Raw genomic sequence first — 20,803 nt, 5'->3', positions numbered from 1 at the left:
CAAATTCAAATGCGCACTAAAATGCGCCGCTACACATGTTGTAAGCAGCGCTTTTTTATCAGGCGGTTGCGGCCTGCTGCTGCAATTGCAGCACACGGAAACCGTGTGTGCCATCGCGATCCAGCTGCGCCACCAAGCCATACTCCCAATCCAGATAGGCCTGCATCACGCTGGGTTCGATATCGGTGCCTTCATACGGGCGGCGATAGCGATCGATCGCGGGTGAAAGTAGCTGCTGCTCACCTTGCTGCGTCGGCAGTTCTGCAGCGCGCCATGCGGCGTTACCCCCTTCCAGCACGAACACCGGCTTGCCGGTTAACTCTGCCACTTGTTCCACCGCGTAACCGGCCAGCAGACTGCTGCCGCAGGTCAGCACATAACGACGCGCCTCAGGCAGCAGCGCTTTACCCTGCTGCTGCAGGGTAGAGCGCAGTAACCAGGCCGCACCCGGAATATGGCTGTTAAGGTGATTGGCGCGGGTAGTGAAGTCCAGCACCTGCGTCTGGCCCTCTTCCAGCCATGCCGCTAACTGTTGCGGTGACACGAATTCAGGTTGAGCGACTGGCGGCACCTGTGCCTTCCAGTTACCGGTTTCACTGAAATCACTGGCCTGCAGTTCTTCCAGTACCGAAACCTGCCAGCCAAGCTGTGCCAACCAGGAGGCGGTCATATTGGCGCGGACGCCATCATCATCAATCAGCACAATCCGTGCGCCACGCACGCTAGCGTAATGGTCGGTTTCCTGTACCAGCTGGCCACCAGGCACGTGGCGGCTGCCGGGCAGATGCCCGGCGGCATACTCTTCGGCATCACGCACATCAAACAGATAGGTGGTGCGCGTTTCCTGCTGCCAGCGTTTAAGCGTGGCCAGTGGGATACGTTCCACACCCGCACGGTCAGCGATGCTGCGCGCACTATTCGCTGCCTGACGCTGTGCCGTTTCGCTGGTCTCGCCATAGCGGCGCGCCTGACCTTTATCCAGCGCATGTCCAGCCAGCGTCCAGCCAATAGTGCCATTACGCAGCGCGAATACCGGATTACGCACGCCGGCATTCACCAGCGATTGCGTGCCGATGATGCTGCGGGTGCGACCAGCGCAGTTCACAATCACCGTGGTTTCCGGCGACGGCGCGATATCACGTACGCGCAGCACCAACTCTCCGCCAGGCACGCTAGTGGCGCCAGGGATACTCATGGTTTGGTACTCGTCGAAGCGACGCGCATCCAGCACTACCACGTTGGCTTCGCTATTAATCAGCTGATGTACTTCGTCCGCTGACAGGGAAGGGGTGTGATTGTGATGCTCAACCAGCTCGCCAAATGCTTTGCTGGGTGAGTTCACATCGATAAACAGTTCACCGCCTGCCGCCTGCCAACCGGCTAAATCATCGGCCAGCAGAGCAACGTTGCTGTAACCCTGTGCGGCAATGCGTTCAGCGGCGGTTTGCGCCAGGCCTTCGCCATTGTCATATAGCGTGATAGCGGTGGTGCGCTGCGGAATACGATCCAGCAGCTCAAGCTCCAGCTTGGAAAGCGGAATATTCACCGCAAACAGCGGATGCGCGGTGGCAAACAGCGCTTCATCACGCACATCAATCAGCGCCACTTCCTGCTGCTGACGCAGGGCATCAATAATTTCCGCCGCCTGGCGTAAAGGAAAAACGGCTTTAGTCATGTGAAAGGTCCCAAATGTTCGGTAAGTAACGGTTGCTGTAACCGGAGATAAACGTTTTTTCGCTGCCGTCTTCGCGATAGACCGCGCGTTTTACTGCACCAATGTTGGCGCCATAAACGTGAATGCTAATGGAGACGCGGTCGTCATAGGCATTGCTGACGCGATGAATATCGCCAACCGTCGGCGATACCGCTTCGACGCTGCCGGGATCGAGTCGCACGGGAGCACCTTCCGGCTTTAAACCGTTGGGTCCAGGCTGCCACGATTGTGAAATTTCCGCGCCGCGCAGCATGCCAATTAATCCCCACACGCGATGGTCGTGAATGGGCGTTTGCTGGCCCGGTCCCCAGACGAAGCTCACCACCGAGAAGCGCTGCTGGGCATCAGCGTGCAGCAGATATTGTTGATAGTGTTCCGGATGGGGCTGTGTGAAGGCGTCGTCCAGCCAGTCGTCATGACGAATCAACTCGCCGAGCCATTCGCTGCCACGCTGCAAAATCGTGGTTTCCTCGGGCTGGGTATCTAACAAATTGGCCAGATTAGCGACGAAGTCGCGCAGGCGGTGATGCTGATAATGGCTCATGAGGCTCAGGCGCTCCTTTTATCAGCGGCAGAGAGCGCAGCGACTTTCTCGCGCGTCAAAGGAATCAGCTCGCGCCCATACTCCACCGCATCGTTAAGCGGGTCGAAGCCGCGAATCAGCACGCTATGAATGCCAAGGCGATAGTATTCCAGCAGCGCATCGGACACTTGCTCTGGCGTTCCCACCAATGCGGTGGAGTTGTAGCCGCCCTGAACCAGCTTCGCCACGCCGGTCCACAACACTTTATCCAGGCGATCGCCTTCGTTGGCGGCAGCGAGTAAACGCTGCGCCCCGACGCTCTGCGGCTTGGCCTTACCAAAAGCAAAGCCGCTTTCCGTAAGCTGTTTCTCGGCGGTGGCGCGGATATGTTCAGCACGTTCCCAGGCTTCTTTTTCCGTTTTGCCAAGAATCGGGCGGAACGAGATATTAAAGTTAATCTCGCGCCCCTGTTTGGCGGCAGCGGCACGCACGTTGCGCACGGTTTCTTCGGCTCCTTTCAACGGTTCACCCCATAGCGCGAACACATCGGCATGGCGTGCCGCCACCTCAATCGCCTCCTGCGACGATCCGCCAAAATAGACCGGCAGTTTTTTCTGCAGTGGTTTGATGGCGGAGAACGCCTGTTCAGCCTGATAAAACGCACCTTGATGATCGTAAGGCTGCGAGGACTCCAGGCTCTGCTTCAGCACGGTGAGGAACTCATCGCTGCGCGCATAGCGCTCGGCTTTATTCAGGAAGTCACCATCGCGCCGCTGCTCGACATCGCTGCCGCCGCTGATGATGTGCACGGCTAAACGGCCGTCGGTTAAGTGGTCGAGCGAGGCCAGTTTGCGTGCTGCCAGGGTTGGCGCGACAAAGCCTGGACGATGCGCCAGCAGAAACTTCAGCGTCGAGGTATGCGCAGCGGCGTGGGCAGTAACCAGAAAACCATCCGGTTGATCTGACCAATAGCCGACCAGAATGCGATCAAAGCCGGCTTCTTCATGCGCGCGTGCAAAGCGGGCAATATATTCTTTATCGAACAGCGGGCCGCTGGCCGGGATGATTTCGGAAGCGAGGCGGTGGCCAATCATGCCAAGGAATTGAATGCTCATGCGGTTCTCCTGAAGTGACGTCATGGAGAAAAACTACGGGCGCAGGCGGTATGAACGGAAATTCAATATTGTGCAAAGGTTTTGCATTTAACGGTGAAGCGGGTGATAGCGCGGGGAAAGTTGCGGAGCGACGAGATAGAACCGATTGAAATAATTAAGAAGAGAAGGGCGAGCCGCAGCTCGCCCAGACCATCAGAAGGCCAACACTAAACCGGCGATGGCGGCAGACAGCACGCTCACCAGGGTTGAGCCGTACAGCAGTTTCAGGCCGAAGCGCGAAACCACGTTACCCTGCTCTTCGTGCAAACCTTTAATCGCACCCGCCACAATTCCGATAGAAGAGAAGTTAGCAAAGGAGACGAGGAATACAGACAGAATACCTTCCGCATGTGGCGAAAGCTGACCGGCGATTTTCTGCAGATCCATCATCGCCACGAATTCGTTGGACACCAGTTTGGTCGCCATGATGCTGCCAACCTGCAGCGCTTCGTGTGAAGGAACGCCCATCACCCAGGCAAACGGATAGAACACATAACCCAGCACGCCCTGGAAACTGATACCGAAGATCAAATCGAACAAGGCGTTCAGACCAGAAATCAGCGCGATAAAACCAATCAGCATCGCCGCCACGATAATCGCTACTTTGAAACCGGCGAGAATGTATTCGCCCAGCATTTCGAAGAAGCTCTGACCTTTATGCAGATCCTGCAGCTGCAGGTCTTCTTCGCTATCAACGCGGTACGGGTTAATCAGCGACAGCACAATAAAGGTGCTGAACATATTCAGTACCAGCGCAGCCACCACATATTTTGGCTGGAGCATGGTCATATAGGCGCCGACAATCGACATGGAAACGGTCGACATTGCGGTCGCTGCCATGGTGTACATGCGGCGCTGCGACATCTTGCCGAGGATATCCTTATAGGCGATAAAGTTTTCTGACTGTCCCAAAATCAGAGAGCTAACGGCGTTGAAGGATTCCAGTTTGCCCATACCGTTAACTTTTGACAGCACGGTACCGATGCCACGAATCACCCACGGTAAGATGCGGAAATGTTGCAGAATACCGATTAATGCGGAGATGAACACAATCGGGCACAGAACATTAAGGAAGAAGAAGGCGAGGCCTTTTTCGTTCATGTTGCCGAACACGAAGTTGGTCCCTTCGGCCGCATACTTGAGCAGATGATCAAAGACGCCGGCGAAACCCTGTACGAAACCGAGGCCGACTGATGAGTTGAGGAAGAACCACGCCAGCAGTACTTCGATCACCAAAAGTTGGACGATATAGCGAATGCGAATGCTTTTACGATCGTGACTGACCAGCAAGGCCAGCACGGCTACCACCACCAGTGCTAAAATAAAATGCAAAACATGGGACATGTCGGCTCCAAATTTGAGGAGGGTTGTATTTTGTTGCGTATTCTATGTAACGCGTTACTTAAAAACGAGATCAAAACCACATTATAAGTATTCGCTATCGCGATTTTTCTCAGATAAGTCTGACCGCTCACAACCCCGTTACAATTCTCTCACAAGAAATATCCACAAAAACATTGTCTATAAAATGACCCAAGCGTAGAGTCAATTCCGTTGTCCTGGTTTTGGCAAGAACCACCTTTACCAAAATGTATAGCAATGGCTATACTTCATAGCACCATCTATTAATACGATAACTATAACCATATTTCATCTGCCTTGTTCACCTCTTAAGCTGCTCAGGTCAACAAGCATTAAGACAGGGTAAAACTATGCTAGAAAGCCGCACCGCTGAGCGCGCCGCTCGCGGAGCCAGAAAGATTAAGCTTGCGTTGCTGGGCCCCGCCTTTATCGCGGCGATTGGTTATATCGATCCCGGCAATTTTGCTACCAATATTCAGGCCGGCGCCGCCTACGGCTACAAGCTGTTATGGGTGGTGGTGTGGGCCAACGTGATGGCGATGCTGATTCAGCTGATGTCGGCCAAACTCGGCATTGCCACCGGCAAAAACTTAGCGGAGCACATTCGCGATCGCTTTCCGCGCCCGGCGGTATGGTTCTATTGGGTGCAGGCGGAAATCATCGCCATGGCTACCGATCTCGCCGAGTTTATCGGCGCAGCGCTCGGCTTTAAGCTATTACTGGGTATTTCGCTGCTGCAGGGCGCGGTGCTGACGGGGATCGCAACCTATCTGATTCTGATGCTGCAAAGTCGCGGGCAGAAGCCGCTGGAGCTGGTGATTGGCGGCCTGCTGCTGTTTGTTGCGGCGGCCTATATTGTCGAGCTGTTTTTCTCCCAGCCGAACGTCAGCGAGCTGGTGGTTGGCATGGCGCTTCCTTCGCTGCCGACTTCCGATGCGGTTTTCCTGGCTGCCGGCGTGTTAGGCGCCACCATTATGCCGCACGTGATTTATCTGCACTCGGCGCTGACGCAGCACGGTAATAAAGGCAGCAAAGCTGAGCGCTACTCCTCGACAAAGCTGGATGTGGCGATTGCGATGACCATCGCGGGCTTTGTCAATCTGGCGATGATGGCCACCGCAGCGGCGGCGTTCCACTTTAGCGGCCACTCTAAAATTGTCGATCTCGACCAGGCCTACTTAACGCTGCAACCGCTGCTGGGTCAGGCTGCCGCCATTGTGTTTGGTTTAAGCCTGGTTGCCGCCGGTCTCTCTTCTACGGTGGTGGGAACGCTGGCAGGACAAGTGGTTATGCAGGGCTTTATCCGCTTCCACATCCCGCTGTGGTTCCGCCGTACCATCACCATGTTGCCGTCCTTTATTGTGATTTGGGCCGGCTGGGATCCAACGCGTATTCTGGTGATGAGCCAAGTGCTGTTGAGTTTTGGTATTGCACTGGCGCTGATTCCGCTGCTGTCATTCACCGGCAACCGTGAATTGATGGGCGATGAGATGGTGAACTCGCGTCTGATGCAGAATGCCGGGCGCTTGATTGTGGTGCTGGTGATCGCCCTCAATCTCTACCTGCTGGTCGGCGAAGCGCTCGGTTGGTAAGCGCGCGATAAACAAAAAATCCCGCTATCAAGCGGGATTTTTTGTTTAGTGATGATGATGATCGTGGTGGCCACGACGATCGTCATGGCGGTGATCGTGACGATGATGTTCACGACGTTCACGTTCATGCCAGCGACGTTCGCGCTCACGTTCATAGGCGCGATGACGTTTCCACTCTTCATGACGCCACCAGCGATTATCATTGTACTGGTAGCGATCGTTCCACCAGCGCGGCTCGCGCCAGCGGCCGCCATCCCAGTAATTACCGTGACGATCGCGATCGCCAAGATGCAGCGTGACGCCGGGACCCAAATTGATGGTGGCGCTATTAGCTTCTGCTGTGTGTGTGGCTAATGGGGATAAAGTTGCCAGCAAGGCGGCAAACAAAATTGCACGTTTCATAACTTCTCCTTTTCAGTAGCTTATCTCTGCCACCGTTGCGCTAGTTTGCCACATCGGACCAGGTAAGCCTTGAGAATCAGTCTGAAAACGCTGAGGGAAATCTGAATTGAGAATTTTCTGCTGCGAAGAACGCCCGACAAATGCCGGGCGGGTAAACGTTTACACCAAGATATTATGGATGGCGCTAATTTCGTCTGTGCTTAGCTCTGGCTGGCTCAACATCTCCACGGCGTCATCAATCTGCGCAGTTTTACTGGCACCAATTAATACCGAAGTGACGCGCGCGTCGCGCAGCACCCAGCTCAGCGCCATTTGTGCCAGCTTCTGACCGCGCTGTTGGGCAATCGCCTGCAGCTGACGCACTTTTTCCATCTTCTCTTGCGTCAGCTGGTTCTCATTGAGGAACTTACTGCCGCTGGCGATGCGTGAATCTTCTGGAATGCCCTGCAAATAGCGGTCGGTTAACACGCCACCTGCCAGCGGAGAGAAGGCGATGCAGCCGACGCCGTTTTCGCCCAGCACATCCAGCAAACCCTGCTCTGGCGCGCGTTCAAACATCGAATAACGCGGCTGATGGATCAGGCACGGCGTGCCGAGATCGCGTAGAATCGCAATCGCTTCGGCGGCTTTCTCTGCTGGATAGTTGGAGATGGCGGCATACAGCGCTTTACCCTGACGCACCACCTGGTCCAACGCGCGCATGGTTTCTTCCAGCGGCGTTTCGGGATCCGGTCGGTGATGATAGAAGATATCCACGTACTCCAGCCCCATGCGTTTCAGGCTTTGATCGAGACTGGAAATCAGATATTTGCGTGAACCCCAATCGCCGTAAGGCCCGTCCCACATGGTGTAACCGGCTTTTGTCGAGATCACCAACTCATCGCGTAGCCCATGAAAATCCTCGCGCAGGATACGACCAAAGTTGGATTCTGCCGATCCCGGCGGTGGGCCGTAGTTATTGGCGAGGTCGAAATGGGTAATGCCGCGATCAAAGGCGTGACGTAGCAATTCACGGCTGTTATCCACGCGCGTACTGTCGCCAAAGTTGTGCCACAAGCCCAGCGAAATAGCCGGTAACTTCAGGCCGCTACGGCCACTACGACGATATTGCATTTGTTGGTAACGTTCGGGATGGGGAAAAGCAGTCATGCAGCGTTCCTGTCTCAAAGGGGAGAAAGTGACATCAGCATAGCAGTGTATGCGTTTACACTAAGGCGAAACGCGCCGAAGATCGCAACTTACAGAATTATCTGTCGTCGTAACGATAGCTTGCCACAAATCCCCGTTTCACGACGGTGAAAATCTCGCCAATTCAGCCACATCGCTAATACTCCTGATCATCCCCTTAACAAGGAGTTGTCGATGAAAACCCTCAATGTTGGCGAGTACTTACTGCACCGTTTACACCAAAGCGGCATCCGCCATCTGTTCGGCGTACCCGGCGATTACAACCTGCAATTTCTCGACAGCGTCATTGCGCATCCGGAAATCGCCTGGGTTGGTTGTGCCAATGAACTCAATGCCGCCTATGCGGCAGATGGTTACGGGCGCTGTAACGGCGCAGCCGCGCTGCTAACCACCTTTGGCGTCGGCGAGCTCAGCGCCATTAATGGCATTGCCGGCAGTTATGCCGAGTATGTACCAGTGATTCATATCGTGGGCGCGCCGGCGAGCAAAGTGCAACAGCAGGGCGACTGCGTACATCATTCGTTGGGAGACGGCGATTTTGGCCACTTTTTGCGTATGGCGCAGGAAGTGAGTGCCGCCTCTGCAGTGCTGACGGCGGACAATGCGGTGGCGGAGATTGATCGGGTGATTGACGAGGCGTTGCAGCAACATCGTCCGGGCTATCTCTTGCTGGCCGTGGATGTGGCCGCCGCAGAAGTGGCGATGCCCGCGGTTAAATCCGATGCGCAATCCCGTCATCATCATATTGCCGCTGCGTTTGCCGACGCGGCAGAACGCTTGCTGGCACCGGCGCAGCGAGTCGCGCTATTAGCAGATTTCCTCGCCTCGCGCTGGCAATTGCAGCCGCAGTTGGAGACGCTGCGCCAACTGCGCGCGATTCCTGCCGCCACGTTATTGATGGGAAAAGGGGTGCTGAACGAGCAGCAGCCGGGTTATGTCGGCACCTATGCGGCTGAAGGCAGCAGCGATGCCGTACGCCAGGCCATTGAAGATACCGATGTCACGCTGTGCGTCGGCGTACGTTTCACCGATACCTTAACCGCCGGTTTTACGCAAAACTTGCCGGAAACGCGGGTCATCGATTTACAGCCGTTTCAGGCGACGGTTGGCGGCGAGGTGTTCGCTCCGCTGAGCATGGAGCAGGCGCTGGATGCACTGCTGCCCATTTACCAGCGTCACTGCGCGCATTGGCAGCTCGCGGCAGAGATAGAGTGCGAGGAAAATGAGCAAATCGATGCGGCGGTAATCAGTCAGCACGCATTCTGGCAGGCGATGCAGCGCTTCCTGCAGCCGGGTGATATTATCCTTGCCGATCAAGGCACCGCCGCCTTTGGTGCCGCAGCGCTGCGTTTACCGCAGGATGCACAACTGCTGGTACAACCGCTGTGGGGATCGATTGGCTATACTTTACCCGCCACTTTTGGTGCGCAAACGGCGCAGCCCGATCGCCGCGTGATTCTGATTATTGGTGATGGCTCCGCTCAGCTTACGATTCAGGAGCTGGGCTCCATGCAGCGCGATGGGCAGCAGCCGATCATCTTCTTACTGAATAATGATGGCTACACGGTTGAGCGCGCGATTCACGGCGCTGAGCAACGTTACAATGATATCGCCCAGTGGAACTGGACTGCGCTGCCGCAGGCGATGAGCCTGCAGTGCGCGGCGCAGAGTTGGCGCATCAGCGAAACGGTACAGCTGGACGCGGTAATGGCACAATTAATGCGTAATCGTCGCCTGTCGCTGGTGGAAGTGGTGATGGACAAACAGGACTTGCCGCCGCTGCTGCGTAAGGTTACCGCTGCGCTGCATCAGCGTAATAGCCGCTAAATTTCGGATAGTTGCCGCTGTGCAGTGAGGCAGGCGATCGGTAGGCTGTGCAGCATCTTTGAATGGATTACGCCCATCGTGCAGGTGGGCGTTGTTGTTTTATTGGCAGGCTTTTATAGTGTCCTGCAATTGTTTATGACCCAAGCGGAGCAGCAGAAGAATGACAACATACGCCCTGGTCGGCGATGTGGGCGGTACCAATGCCCGTCTCGCATTGTGTGAGGTGGAAAATGGCGCCATCTCGCAAGCCCAAACCTTCTCAACATCAGACTACGACAATCTCGAAGCGGTGATTCGCCACTATCTCGACGAGCAAAAGCAGGACATCAAGCACGCCTGTATCGCCATTGCTTGTCCGATCACCGGCGATTGGGTGGAGATGACCAACCACGATTGGGCATTTTCCACTAAAGCGATGAAACAGAATCTGGCGCTGGAAAGCCTGGAGATCATCAACGATTTCACCGCCGTTTCCATGGCGATTCCAATGCTGAGCGAAAAGGAAGTGATTCAGTTTGGCGGCAAAGTGCCGGTTGAAGGCAAACCTATTGCGATTTATGGCGCTGGCACCGGCCTTGGCGTTAGCCACTTAGTCCACGTGGACAAGCGCTGGATTAGCTTGCCGGGCGAAGGCGGACACGTTGACTTCGCGCCTAACAGCGAAGAAGAGGGTGAGATTCTCGAGGTGCTGCGCGCGGAGATCGGTCACGTCTCGGCTGAGCGCGTGTTGTCAGGTGCTGGATTAGTCAATCTGTATCGCGCCATCGTCAAATCTGATGAGCGTGAGCCAGAAAACCTCAAGCCAAAAGATGTCACCGAGCGCGCGTTGAAAGACAGCTGCATCGATTGCCGCCGTGCGCTGTCGCTGTTCTGCGTCATCATGGGTCGCTTTGGCGGTAACCTGGCGCTCAACCTCGGCACCTTTGGCGGCGTGTACATTGCCGGTGGCATCGTGCCGCGCTTCCTCGACTTCTTCAAAGCCTCCGGTTTCCGCGCGGCGTTTGAAGATAAAGGCCGCTTCCGCGACTATCTGGTGGATATTCCGGTGTATATGATTACCCACGATCAACCGGGCTTGCTGGGTGCCGGTGCACATCTGCGCCAGGTGCTGGGCCGCGAGCTGTAATCTTTGCAGGCGAGCGGCTTGCGCCGTTCGCCTTATAACCTCATCAACTGCCGAAAGGCTTTCACCTTGCTGCGACTCACCGGCACCTGCGCATCCAAATCGCGCAGCTTCAGCAAATAGGTATTGTTAAACCACGGCTCGATTTCACGAATTTTGCTCAGATTGACGCAGTAAGATCGATGGCAGCGGAAGAACTGCTGTTCCGGCAAGCGGCTGCAAAACTCACTGATCACCATCGACATCACATAGGCTTCGCGCCGCGTATAGACAAACGTCAGCTTCTCGTGCGCTTCAACATAGTAGATCTCGTTGATATCGGTGACGATGATGCGCTCATCTTTCAGCAAATTAACGGTTTGGGGTGAGCTGGCAGGCGCGTTCTGCGGTTGCGATTGTTGCTGGGCGCTGGCTTCCAGTTTACGCAACATGGTGACGATGCGAGATTCATGATACGGCTTAAGGATGTAGTCAAACGCGTCCAGTTCAAACGCCTCAACCGCATGCTCTTTCCACGCGGTAATAAATACGATCAATGGCTTATGGGCAAATTGATTGATGTTTTGGGCCAGCAGCATGCCATCCAGCGAAGGAATGTTGATGTCGAGAAAAATGACGTCCACCCGATGGTTTTGCAGATATTTCAGCACCTCCAGCCCATCATCAAAACAGGCCTCAACGCTGATTTGGCTGTGCTGCTGGATCATCCAGCTCAACTCTTGCTGGGCGAGAAACTCGTCTTCAACGATGATGGCTTTCACGCAGAGGTTTCCGTGGTGTGGCGCAGCGGCACAGGCAGTTGCTGACCATTCTTGCTAAGAGTAAAGGCGATTTCGGTGCCCGGATAATGGCGGGTGATGTTCAGGCCCTGGCCGGAGAGCAATTTCACCCGATGATGCACATTTAGCAGGCCAATTTTGTTACCAGGCATCTCATTACGCGCCACGCGGTTCATCACATCCTCACTGATGCCGTCGCCAGTATCACGTACTGCAACGCGCACGCGATCGCCTAAATCTTTCACGCTCAAAGTGACCACGCCTTTGCCGCGACAGGGTTGAATACCGTGTACGATGGCATTTTCCACCAGCGGCTGAATCAGCAGGCTGGGCAGCGTAAAATGCAGATCCTCATCCACGTCATAAATCATTGTCAGCTTATCGCCGAAGCGCGCCTGCTCAATCGCGATGTAATCTTTCACCTGCCACAGCTCTTTCTTAATATCGATCAACTCGTCATCGTTGAGTTCCAGGTTGTAACGCAGATAGCGCGACAGGTTGATCACCAGCTGGCGCGCGGTGTCCGGATTGAGGCGAATTGAGGCCGAGATAGCATTCAGCGCATTAAACAGGAAGTGCGGGTTGATTTTACTTTGCAGTGCGCGCAGCTCAGCCTTGTTGGCCATCTCGCGAAGCTGCTCAGCGCGTGACACTTCCAGCTGCGTTGAGATGATTTGCGACAGACCAATGGCCATCTCTTTGAGCGATCCGGTGATACGATGCGCGCGGCGATAATAGATTTTTAGCGTGCCGGTGACTTCCCCTTTTTCCCAAAGGGGAATAACCAGCATCGAGTGAATATCTTTGGTGCGATGCGCCTCATCGTTATTCTTGATAATGATTTTGCCGCTAGCGATAGCCTGCGCGGTGGTGGGGCTAATGGCGTCATCACCGTTGTGATAGTTTTGCTCGCCGTAGCCAACATAAGCGAGGATCTGTTTGTTGTTGGTGATGGCGACCGCATCGGCATGGATATCAGTACGAATGATGTCACACACTTTATGCAGCGACTGGCTATCAATCTGGCGGAACAGCGGCAGGGTCTTGTTGGCGATCTCCAGTGCCAGCTTGGCCTGACGCGCCGCAATCGCCTCTTTTTCACCTTCCACGCTCTGCACCAGCAGCACGATTAACCCAATGCTCGATGCGCCGAGGATCATCGGGAGCGCAATTTCATAAACAATCGACATGCCCAGCGCCATCGGCTTGGCCCACAGCACAATCAGTAGCATGGTCAGGCTTTCGCACAGCATGCCGCCGAGAATACCGGCGCGCCAGCGCTGCTCTTTCGTGACGCGGCGGTTAATGACGCCAGAAGCGATGCCAGCGATGATGCTGGTGATCAGACAGGGCACCGCCGTGACGCCATCGATATCAATCAGATAGCGATGCAAACCTGCAATTACGCCGGTGGCAATACCTACCCACGGGCCAAACAGGATGCCGCCAGACATCACTGCAATCACGCGTACATTGAGCAGCGAACCATCAACGTTAATGCCGGACCAGGTGCTGAATAGCGCAAACAGCGAGAAAATCGCGGTCACGGCCACTTTTTCACGCACTGAATGCTCATCTTTTTGCAACAGCTGACGGAACACCCGCATGCGAGTGAGGAAAAACAGGCAAATCAGCATTAGCGCCGCGCGGTCAAATACCGCCAGCAGCATGTCGAAGTGGGAAGGCAAGGGCATCTCTCAGGTCATGCTCGGGAAGCCATGATAAAAAATGTGATCGCGATCCGCCAGCGCCATAACAGTCTGCAGCTGTTTCTTATAGCCAGGATCAATTTTCATCATGGCGACCGAGCCATCCCGGCTAAAAGAGGAAAGCTTGAGTAACAAAAAGAGGATTAGCGAAACCGTGCGCCGATCGCTGGTTGTGGCTCTGCCGGTTTGCTATGTTGCCGTATGCAAAATAGCGGAGCCCAGCAATGCAATTACTCACCCCCCGTTTGTCCCTCAGTCGCTTACAGCCGGAAGACTGGCAGATTTTCAAAGCGGTGCATCAGGATGCCGCGACGATGACGTGGGTGAGTGAAATTCCGGACGAAAATGATATCCGCCAGCGCTTTACCGAGCGTCTGGCGCCATGGCAGGCGAGCAGTTTTCACATGCTGTGTCTGGTGGCGCGTATCCGCGAAACCGGCGAGCCGATTGGTCTATTTGGCTGCAGCGCCGAATGGCATCCGTATCGCCAGGCGGAAGTGGGATACATGTTGCGCGATGCGTTTACCGGTCTGGGTTATGGCAGCGAAGCACTTAATGCGCTCTGTGAGTTTTTGCTACAGGCAGAGTTTCATAAGCTAAAAGCGATGGTGATTGAGGGAAATTGGCCGTCGCGCCGCATTCTGGAGAAGAATGGTTTCGCGCTTGAGGGCACGCTGCGGGATAATTATCTGCTAAATGGCCAATGGGTAAGCGATTGGGTGTTTGGCCGCCTGAATCCAAATAATTAAAATTATTTTATTCCGCTCTCGACAATCTTGTTATCAGCACGTTATGTTCTTGGTGCGGTCACCTCATGTGACCCACGTCGCTCGGACGGTCCGGGCGCTTACGTAATCCAGAGGACATCATGGCTGATAACAGCACACCCCGTCGTTTCTCGCGTATTGAACGCCTCCCCCCGTATGTTTTTAACATTACCGCTGAATTGAAGATGGCTGCGCGTCGGCGCGGCGAAGACATCATCGATTTTTCGATGGGAAATCCAGATGGCCCCACGCCGCCGCACATCGTAGAAAAACTCTGCCAGGTGGCGCAGCGCGAAGACACGCACGGTTACTCAACCTCGAAAGGCATTCCCCGTTTGCGTCGCGCTATTTCACGCTGGTACGCAGATCGTTATCAGGTGGAGATTGATCCGGAATCGGAAGCGATCGTCACTATTGGTTCCAAAGAGGGTTTGGCGCACTTAATGCTGGCCACGCTCGATCACGGCGACACCGTGCTGGTGCCTAATCCAAGCTACCCCATTCACATTTACGGCGCGGTGATTGCCGGGGCGCAGGTGCGTTCGGTACCACTGGTGGCGGGCGTGGATTTCTTCAACGAACTGGAACGCGCGATCCGTGAAAGCTATCCGAAGCCGAAAATGATGATCCTCGGCTTCCCGTCAAACCCTACGTCACAATGCGTTGAGCTGGACTTTTTCGAGCGCGTGATTGCGCTGGCGAAGCAGTACAACGTGCTGGTAATCCACGATCTCGCCTACGCTGACATTACCTATGACGGCTGGAAAGCACCGTCAATTATGCAGGTGCCGGGCGCGCGCGATGTGGCGGTTGAATTCTTTACCCTGTCGAAAAGCTACAACATGGCGGGCTGGCGCATCGGCTTTATGGTGGGTAACAAAGAGCTGGTGGCCGCGCTGGCGCGTATCAAGAGCTACCACGATTACGGTACCTTTACCCCGCTGCAGGTGGCGGCGATTGCCGCGCTGGAAGGCGATCAACAGTGCGTGCGCGATATCGCTGAGCAGTATAAACGTCGTCGCAACGTGCTGGTGAAAGGCCTGCACGAAGCGGGCTGGATGGTCGATTTGCCGAAGGCATCGATGTACGTCTGGGCGAAAATTCCCGATCACTACGCGCATCTCGGCTCGCTGGAGTTCGCCAAGCTACTGCTGCAGGAAGCCAAAGTGTGCGTCTCGCCGGGCATTGGTTTTGGTGATTACGGTGATACCCATGTGCGCTTTGCGCTGATTGAAAATAGCGATCGTATTCGTCAGGCGGTGCGGGGGATTAAAGCGATGTTCCGTGCCGATGGTATCTTGCCGGGAACGGTTAAGGCGCTGGAAGAAGAGGAGTAAGGATTAAGTGGGGCGACAAACGGTCGCCCCGCCTGGCGATTCTACAGCATCAGTACGAAGGTACCGACCCAAAGCAACAGGAAGAAAGAAATTCCCATCAAGGCGTATCTCACAAAACAACTCCTCTGAGCGGTTACCCGGCGGGTGATCCCAAACCCGCGTAACCCGAACAGAATAAGAGAAAGGTGGAGTTCATCATCGCTACACGCTTTCTTCTCAGGTCGCTCCAGGCAAGCCCAGAACAGGATCGAGCGCTAATTTACGCGGATTTGTCTCAAAAATAAATAGGCCACAACTGAGATGTTGCTCACATTTTCAGCGGGTCTCAATTTCCGGTATCGCCGACATGCCTACCCGCAGTTTTGCCAGATCCGGCTGGTTGGCATCCAGCACAATTTTCACCGGTAAACGCTGTACTACTTTGGTGTAATTGCCGGTGGCGTTGTCCGGTGAAATAGCGGAGAACGTCGCGCCGGTGGCTGGCGCAATGCTGTCAACGCGACCGGTAAACACCTTGCCCGGCAACGCATCTACCTTCACGCTGACTCTCTGCCCTTGCTGCACATCTGCCAGCTGCGTTTCCAGATAGTTAGCGGTGATATAGGTTTGCTGCAGTGGCACCACCGCCAGCAAACGTGTGCCGGCACTGACGTAGGCACCAAGGCGCACCGAACGCTGACCGACCATGCCATCGACCGGCGCCACGATGCGCGTATAGGAAAGATTAAGCTGCGCCTGGTCGACGCTGGCCTGCGCGGCGGCCACATCGGCAGCGGCCTGACGCACAGCAGCCTGTAACACACCAACTTGCTTGATCGCCGCAGCCAGCGCCGCTTCGCTTTGACGCACGGTGGCCGAAGCCGAACGCTGCGTCGAGCTGGCTTTTTGCTGATCGTCTGCCGCAATGGTGCCATTTTTATACAGCTGGTTGTAACGCGCGGCACTCTGCCCGGCGTACTGCGCGGAAGCCTGGTTTGCCGCCACGGTCGCTTTCGCCTGGTCAATGGTGGATTGTTGCTGTTCCAACTGCGCCTGGCTGCTCAGGCGTTTGGCTTCGCTGACCTGCAAATTGGCCTGCGCGGTTTCCAGCGCAACGCGGTAATCGCGGTCGTCGAGCGTCGCCAGCAGTTCTCCGGCCTTAACGCGCTGGTTATCCTGCACCTTGACGCTGGCGATATAACCGGAAACTTTCGGCGCCACCAGCGTGTAATCGGCATTTACATAAGCATCGGTGGTGCGGCCATCGTTGCCGGTCATGGTGGACCAGACAAAAAAGGCTATCGCCAGCAATACCAGTAATAGGGCACTCAGCAGCACCGTTCTTTTCATAGCAGAAGCTTGCATATCAATTATCTCGACGTCGTCGTAACAGGTTGAATCAGAGTTTGTGGCGGCCACACGCGTTTCGGCAGCCAGGCGGTTAACAGTAAAAGCAGGGCGGCGAACGCAATCAGCATCTGATAGCAATCACTCAGGCTCAGCACCATCGCCTGATGTTTCAATAAGGTGGCAAAGCCGCTGAGGTTTTCCGCGCTGCTGACGCTGCCATCGGGCAGCAATGGCAAACTGCTGCTGGACTGGGCGCTGTTGGGAGCCGTCATCAACCACGAACGGCTGGCCGCGTTATCGACCAGCACGTTGGAGTGAAATTTTTCGCGGTGGCTAATAAACCACTCCACCAGCGTGCTGGCGGTGATGCTGGAGAAGCCGCGCACGGTGTTAAACATCGCTGAAGCGAACGGCCCTTCCGGCGGTGCGACCACGCTGGTGGCGCTCATCAACACCGGTAAAATCACCATCGGCTGGCCGAAAGCCTGCAGGATTTGCATCAGCCAGAAATTCTGGCGCGCCCAATCGGTGGTGATATGCATGCCCATCAGGCAGGACGTTACCAGCAGCGCGACGCCCGCCGTCAACATCCAGCGGCAATCGACCCAACGAATATTCAGCAGTGCGGCGATAAGAGGTGCGATCAATAACTGCGGTAAGCCGACGGTTAACGCCAGCGGCGCGAATTGCAGGGTGCGGAAGCCCTGCACCTGTGCCAGATAGGCCGAGGGCAACGCCGAACCCGACAGCGACAGAATCAACACGCCCGCCAGCACCAGCAATCCATGCGCCAGGTTGCGCCTGCTTAGCATCTGCAATTTGAACAGCGGCAGCGGGTGAAACCATTCATTAATAAAGAACACAGTCAGCAACGCCAGCGCGCTGAATAATAGGCCGGCAAATAACGGTGATTCGAGCCAGTCGAGCCGCTCGCCCTGGGTTAGCGCCAGAATTAACAGCGCCATACCGGAGCATCCTGTGAGCATGCCAAATAGGTCTATCTGCTTAAATCGTTCGAGGCGCAGCGGGTCCTGTGGCAAGCCCCAGCTAATCAGCAGCATGGCAATCAACATGGCGGGAACCACTTGCCAGAATACAAACAGCCAGCTGACATCGTCGGTCCAGAATGCCGCCAGTGAAGCGGCCATATTCGGGCCAAAGGTGGCGGTCAGCGCATAGCCCGCCAGGCCGTACAATTTTATCGGCGGTGGCAGGAAGCGCAGCGCGACGGTCATCAGCATTGGCGGCAGCGCGCCGCCAAACACTCCCTGCAGCACGCGCAGGGCGATAAACAAGGTGGCGTTTGGCATCAGCGGTAACAGCAGGCCGCTCAGCATAAAGCCCGCAGAGACGCAGAGCGCAAAACGGCGCAGGGAAAAGGTGACGGCGAACCACGGCGCAATCATCATTGCCGCCACTTCAGCGGCCTGATAGGCGGAAATGATCCAGCTGCCTTGATCGTAACTGATGCCGATGGCGGCGCGGATATCCGCTAACGCAATGTCGGTGACGCGATCGTTTAATCCCGACGTGAGCGCGGCAATCAGCACGCCAACCAGTCCCAACGCCAGGCGCAGAGTAAACGGGTGGGGCGCCGGGGCCGCAGTGGGCTGGGCGTTCATAGCAGGCTTCTCGTTATATTGTTGATGCAGTGTATTGCAATGTGATACAGGTGGCATATTACATATCGATATGCTGTATTGCAATGTGATACAGGGTGTAAAAGTGCGATCATTCGCGCTAAAGTAGGGCAGGCCAAAAAGGAACGCATCATGGTTGAACTCCCCTCAAGCCGTGAGGATGAAAAAGCGGGTGGCATTCAGGTCATCGCGCGTGCGGCAAAAATTCTGAATGCGTTGGGTGAACATCCCGGCGGCATGAGTTTGGGTGAAATTGCGCAGGTGGTGGATCTGCCACGATCCACGGTGCAGCGTATTGTCGCCGCGTTGGACAATGCGCAACTGGTACGCAGCAGCGGGGCAGGCGGTTTACGCCTTGGTCCGGCGTTGCTTAAGCTGATCTCCAGCGTGCACAGCGATGTGGTGGAGATCGTGCGTCCCTTCCTCGAGCAGCTCTCTGCAGAGATCAATGAAACGGTGTCGCTGTCGCGTGCCAGTGGAACGCAGCTCGCCATCGTGCATTATGTGGTGGCATCGCGCGAACTGCGCGTGGTGCCGCGCATCGGATTAAATCTGCCGCTTTACAGCACGTCTGGCGGCCGCGCGCTGCTGGCGCTGGAGAGCGATGAAGATGTGCGCGTGATGGTAGGCGAAGCCTATAAAGAGTTGACCGAGATGACGGTGAAAACGCTGCCACAATTACTGGAATTGATCGCTGAGGTTCGCGTCAGCGGATTGGCAATCGATCGCGGTGAAACGCTGGAGGGCATTTCGACCATGGCGGTGGCCATCGATACGCTGTTTGGCCGCTTCTCCATCTCGTTACTGGTGCCGACGGCGCGTTTTCATAAGCAGGAAACGCACTATCGTGAGCAAATCATCAAATGCAAAGACGCATTGATTCGTGAAATTGGCAAAATGACCGCTGTGGAAGGATAACAACTGATGAAAACCTTGCTGATGGCCATCGATAACTCCCCGGTGGCGGAAAAAGTGATTGCGCTAACCATTGAACAAGCGCTGGCACATCAGGCGCAGGTTACGGTGCTGTGCTGCGTCGATCCGGCTTACTCCTCCTGCAATCAACCGATTGAAATTGATGCGGGTGAAGATCCCGATGATTTTGTCGCGGCCAAAGATGAGCAGAACACCGCGGAAATGGTGGTGCGTCATGCGCTGGCGCCGCTGCTGCGCGCTGGCGTGGCTGCGAAAGGATTGATTCTGGCAGGTGAAGCGGCGGAAACCATTGTCGCGCAATCCACTCAGCTGCAGGTCAGTATGATCATCATGGGGCGCCGTCATTTGTCGCCGTTTAACCGACTGTTAAAAGGGTCGGTCAGTGCTGCGGTCATTGAACGTGCTAACTGCCCCGTTTTGATTGATGTACGTAAGGATTAATCGCGTTCGATGCTCTCGCTTGTTCCCATTACGCTAGCGGCGTTTGCGCTGCTGGCGCTGCTTATTATTCTGCTGCTGCGCACCACTTCTCTGCGACTTTGGCAAGGCGTGCTGCTGTTTCTGCTGCCGCTGATGGTGGCAAATCTGCTGTGGTTCAGCTGGCTGCATCCGCGTCAGGAGCGGCAGGCGCTGGCGGCGGAAGTCTCAACCCAGCTTAGCCTTGCGCCAGGGTACCGCTTGCTGAAAATTCAGGAGCCTGCGTTATGGCAGCTGTTAAATCGCGAACTGCTGCATAAGCGGCTGGAAGGGATGCCGGCCGATCAGGCGCTGGGCGACATGCGTGGCTGGTTGATGGATTTGATCAATCAACGCTTAACGCGTGCCACCGATGAGGCGATCCTCAACTATGTGCGCGTATCGGTACAGGAAATGCAGGCGCTGCAGCAGCAGGAGCCGCAGCGCTGCTTCCGCTTTCTCTATCCGCAGGTGAATGGCGGCATCAATCTGCAACAGGTGTTGTCACCTGAGTTAAATCAGCGTGATGCTCAAGCGCTTGAAGCCTTGCTTCAGCAGAGTACCGGAAATGAGCAGCCACTGGATCACGCGGTAGCGCAGCGTGATTTGCAAAGCGTAGTGGAAAAACTGTATGGAAAGTGGGGCGATCGGCTGCAACAGCTGAATATGCCCGCGGATACCGCCGTCGATCGCGGCGCGATGTGCGCCATGTCGATTGATCTCTACAACGGTATTCTCGCATTGCCTGACAAACAAGCGGCCAATCTTTTACGTAAGATGGTCAGCCTCACCGGTTAGCGGGCAAAAAAAAGCCCGCTCAGCGCGGGCATGAAGGTCACTATCAGTATGTTTTTATGTAATTCACCTGGTGTGGTGCAGACTTCGTTTTGTCTGAAAGCATCATGTCATTGATGGTTTGATAAGAGAAGCCGTTTGGTTTTATCGATTTAATCGGCAAAAACTTG

At 55.4% G+C, this 20,803-nt stretch carries 19 protein-coding genes; 8 read left to right on the top strand and 11 right to left on the bottom strand.

What is annotated here, in order from left to right; all coding sequences use genetic code 11:
• Window positions 1-58 precede the first annotated feature (58 nt).
• The 4 genes from WH298_RS03645 to WH298_RS03630 form a co-directional block, all read right to left on the bottom strand.
• Window positions 59-1,675 (bottom strand): rhodanese homology domain-containing protein, encoded by a 1,617-nt coding sequence (locus tag WH298_RS03645; RefSeq protein WP_180822244.1) that lies wholly within the window; start codon window positions 1,673-1,675, stop codon window positions 59-61.
• Complete coding sequence (locus tag WH298_RS03640; protein ID WP_180822243.1) at window positions 1,668-2,258, bottom strand: cysteine dioxygenase family protein; 591 nt, start codon at window positions 2,256-2,258, stop codon at window positions 1,668-1,670. The genes WH298_RS03645 and WH298_RS03640 overlap by 8 nt, the downstream gene beginning before the upstream one ends.
• A 5-nt stretch (window positions 2,259-2,263) precedes the next feature.
• Window positions 2,264-3,352 (bottom strand): LLM class flavin-dependent oxidoreductase, encoded by a 1,089-nt coding sequence (locus tag WH298_RS03635; RefSeq protein ID WP_180822242.1) that lies wholly within the window; start codon window positions 3,350-3,352, stop codon window positions 2,264-2,266.
• 192 nt (window positions 3,353-3,544) lie between these two features.
• On the bottom strand, window positions 3,545-4,735 hold the full coding sequence (locus WH298_RS03630; protein WP_007889107.1) for a NupC/NupG family nucleoside CNT transporter: 1,191 nt from the start codon (window positions 4,733-4,735) through the stop codon (window positions 3,545-3,547).
• Window positions 4,736-5,103: 368 nt separating this feature from the next.
• On the opposite strand from WH298_RS03630, the gene WH298_RS03625 reads away from it, so the two are divergent.
• The gene (locus WH298_RS03625) at window positions 5,104-6,345 is read left to right on the top strand and encodes an Nramp family divalent metal transporter (protein ID WP_180822241.1); all 1,242 of its coding nucleotides are present in this window, start codon (window positions 5,104-5,106) and stop codon (window positions 6,343-6,345) included.
• A 45-nt stretch (window positions 6,346-6,390) separates the two neighbouring features.
• Here WH298_RS03625 and WH298_RS03620 read toward each other — a convergent pair whose 3' ends face one another.
• The gene (locus WH298_RS03620) at window positions 6,391-6,747 is read right to left on the bottom strand and encodes a DUF2502 domain-containing protein (RefSeq protein WP_007889111.1); all 357 of its coding nucleotides are present in this window, start codon (window positions 6,745-6,747) and stop codon (window positions 6,391-6,393) included.
• Between the two features lie 159 nt (window positions 6,748-6,906).
• The gene (gene mgrA / locus WH298_RS03615; RefSeq protein ID WP_180822240.1) at window positions 6,907-7,896 is read right to left on the bottom strand and encodes an L-glyceraldehyde 3-phosphate reductase; all 990 of its coding nucleotides are present in this window, start codon (window positions 7,894-7,896) and stop codon (window positions 6,907-6,909) included.
• Window positions 7,897-8,109: 213 nt separating this feature from the next.
• Here mgrA and WH298_RS03610 point away from each other — a divergent pair, with 213 nt between their 5' ends.
• Window positions 8,110-9,762, top strand: a complete 1,653-nt coding sequence (locus WH298_RS03610) for an alpha-keto acid decarboxylase family protein (RefSeq protein WP_180822239.1) — start codon at window positions 8,110-8,112, stop codon at window positions 9,760-9,762.
• 160 nt (window positions 9,763-9,922) lie between these two features.
• Window positions 9,923-10,888 (top strand): glucokinase, encoded by a 966-nt coding sequence (gene glk / locus WH298_RS03605; RefSeq protein ID WP_180822238.1) that lies wholly within the window; start codon window positions 9,923-9,925, stop codon window positions 10,886-10,888.
• Between the two features lie 32 nt (window positions 10,889-10,920).
• On the opposite strand, the gene WH298_RS03600 is transcribed toward glk, so the two are convergent.
• Both WH298_RS03600 and WH298_RS03595 read right to left on the bottom strand, forming a co-directional pair.
• Window positions 10,921-11,646, bottom strand: coding sequence for a LytR/AlgR family response regulator transcription factor (locus tag WH298_RS03600; RefSeq protein WP_007889122.1), 726 nt, complete (start codon window positions 11,644-11,646; stop codon window positions 10,921-10,923).
• On the bottom strand, window positions 11,643-13,334 hold the full coding sequence (locus WH298_RS03595) for a sensor histidine kinase (protein WP_036620850.1): 1,692 nt from the start codon (window positions 13,332-13,334) through the stop codon (window positions 11,643-11,645). Before WH298_RS03595 ends, WH298_RS03600 begins: the two co-directional genes overlap by 4 nt.
• A 263-nt stretch (window positions 13,335-13,597) precedes the next feature.
• Between WH298_RS03595 and WH298_RS03590 the strand changes: the two genes are divergently transcribed.
• Window positions 13,598-14,122: a GNAT family N-acetyltransferase gene (locus WH298_RS03590; RefSeq protein WP_180822237.1), complete on the top strand. Its 525-nt coding sequence runs from the start codon at window positions 13,598-13,600 to the stop codon at window positions 14,120-14,122.
• A gap of 119 nt (window positions 14,123-14,241) precedes the next feature.
• A complete protein-coding gene (gene alaC / locus WH298_RS03585) occupies window positions 14,242-15,477 on the top strand; it encodes an alanine transaminase (protein ID WP_180822236.1) in 1,236 nt (411 codons plus the stop codon).
• Between the two features lie 41 nt (window positions 15,478-15,518).
• On the opposite strand, the gene ypdK is transcribed toward alaC, so the two are convergent.
• The 3 genes from ypdK to WH298_RS03570 form a co-directional block, all read right to left on the bottom strand.
• Entirely contained in the window at window positions 15,519-15,590 is a 72-nt protein-coding gene (ypdK, locus tag WH298_RS03580) for a membrane protein YpdK (protein ID WP_099686956.1), read from the bottom strand.
• A 202-nt stretch (window positions 15,591-15,792) separates the two neighbouring features.
• The gene (locus WH298_RS03575) at window positions 15,793-16,821 is read right to left on the bottom strand and encodes an HlyD family secretion protein (RefSeq protein WP_007889131.1); all 1,029 of its coding nucleotides are present in this window, start codon (window positions 16,819-16,821) and stop codon (window positions 15,793-15,795) included.
• 5 nt (window positions 16,822-16,826) lie between these two features.
• A complete protein-coding gene (locus tag WH298_RS03570; protein WP_180822235.1) occupies window positions 16,827-18,428 on the bottom strand; it encodes an MFS transporter in 1,602 nt (533 codons plus the stop codon).
• A 150-nt stretch (window positions 18,429-18,578) separates the two neighbouring features.
• Between WH298_RS03570 and WH298_RS03565 the strand changes: the two genes are divergently transcribed.
• The 3 genes from WH298_RS03565 to WH298_RS03555 are packed head-to-tail and all read left to right on the top strand — an operon-like array spanning window position 18,579 to window position 20,636.
• Window positions 18,579-19,364 carry an IclR family transcriptional regulator gene (locus tag WH298_RS03565; protein ID WP_007889135.1) on the top strand — a complete coding sequence of 262 codons (786 nt, stop codon included), beginning with the start codon at window positions 18,579-18,581 and terminating at the stop codon, window positions 19,362-19,364.
• Window positions 19,365-19,370: 6 nt separating this feature from the next.
• Window positions 19,371-19,823 carry a universal stress protein gene (locus tag WH298_RS03560; RefSeq protein ID WP_007889137.1) on the top strand — a complete coding sequence of 151 codons (453 nt, stop codon included), beginning with the start codon at window positions 19,371-19,373 and terminating at the stop codon, window positions 19,821-19,823.
• A gap of 9 nt (window positions 19,824-19,832) precedes the next feature.
• Window positions 19,833-20,636, top strand: a complete 804-nt coding sequence (locus tag WH298_RS03555; RefSeq protein ID WP_180822234.1) for a hypothetical protein — start codon at window positions 19,833-19,835, stop codon at window positions 20,634-20,636.
• The last annotated feature ends 167 nt before the right edge of the window (window positions 20,637-20,803 follow it).

Origin of the sequence: Pantoea nemavictus, from assembly GCF_037479095.1 — a bacterium.
Lineage (GTDB): Bacteria > Pseudomonadota > Gammaproteobacteria > Enterobacterales > Enterobacteriaceae > Pantoea > Pantoea nemavictus.
Note: the sequence above shows the minus strand (reverse complement) of the source record. Positions and strands in the feature narration are given on the sequence as shown.

What these genes read in the sequence shown, in the direction of transcription:
- WH298_RS03625 (WP_180822241.1), top strand. Translation starts at nt 5,104, where the DNA reads ATGCTAGAAAGCCGCACCGCTGAGCGCGCCGCTCGCGGAGCCAGAAAG.
- WH298_RS03565 (WP_007889135.1), top strand. Translation starts at nt 18,579, where the DNA reads ATGGTTGAACTCCCCTCAAGCCGTGAGGATGAAAAAGCGGGTGGCATT.
- alaC (WP_180822236.1), top strand. Translation starts at nt 14,242, where the DNA reads ATGGCTGATAACAGCACACCCCGTCGTTTCTCGCGTATTGAACGCCTC.
- WH298_RS03590 (WP_180822237.1), top strand. Translation starts at nt 13,598, where the DNA reads ATGCAATTACTCACCCCCCGTTTGTCCCTCAGTCGCTTACAGCCGGAA.
- WH298_RS03640 (WP_180822243.1), bottom strand. Translation starts at nt 2,258, where the DNA reads ATGAGCCATTATCAGCATCACCGCCTGCGCGACTTCGTCGCTAATCTG.
- WH298_RS03595 (WP_036620850.1), bottom strand. Translation starts at nt 13,334, where the DNA reads ATGCTGCTGGCGGTATTTGACCGCGCGGCGCTAATGCTGATTTGCCTG.
- WH298_RS03570 (WP_180822235.1), bottom strand. Translation starts at nt 18,428, where the DNA reads ATGAACGCCCAGCCCACTGCGGCCCCGGCGCCCCACCCGTTTACTCTG.
- WH298_RS03610 (WP_180822239.1), top strand. Translation starts at nt 8,110, where the DNA reads ATGAAAACCCTCAATGTTGGCGAGTACTTACTGCACCGTTTACACCAA.
- WH298_RS03635 (WP_180822242.1), bottom strand. Translation starts at nt 3,352, where the DNA reads ATGAGCATTCAATTCCTTGGCATGATTGGCCACCGCCTCGCTTCCGAA.
- glk (WP_180822238.1), top strand. Translation starts at nt 9,923, where the DNA reads ATGACAACATACGCCCTGGTCGGCGATGTGGGCGGTACCAATGCCCGT.
- WH298_RS03575 (WP_007889131.1), bottom strand. Translation starts at nt 16,821, where the DNA reads ATGCAAGCTTCTGCTATGAAAAGAACGGTGCTGCTGAGTGCCCTATTA.
- WH298_RS03645 (WP_180822244.1), bottom strand. Translation starts at nt 1,675, where the DNA reads ATGACTAAAGCCGTTTTTCCTTTACGCCAGGCGGCGGAAATTATTGAT.
- mgrA (WP_180822240.1), bottom strand. Translation starts at nt 7,896, where the DNA reads ATGACTGCTTTTCCCCATCCCGAACGTTACCAACAAATGCAATATCGT.
- WH298_RS03555 (WP_180822234.1), top strand. Translation starts at nt 19,833, where the DNA reads ATGCTCTCGCTTGTTCCCATTACGCTAGCGGCGTTTGCGCTGCTGGCG.
- WH298_RS03630 (WP_007889107.1), bottom strand. Translation starts at nt 4,735, where the DNA reads ATGTCCCATGTTTTGCATTTTATTTTAGCACTGGTGGTGGTAGCCGTG.
- WH298_RS03560 (WP_007889137.1), top strand. Translation starts at nt 19,371, where the DNA reads ATGAAAACCTTGCTGATGGCCATCGATAACTCCCCGGTGGCGGAAAAA.
- WH298_RS03620 (WP_007889111.1), bottom strand. Translation starts at nt 6,747, where the DNA reads ATGAAACGTGCAATTTTGTTTGCCGCCTTGCTGGCAACTTTATCCCCA.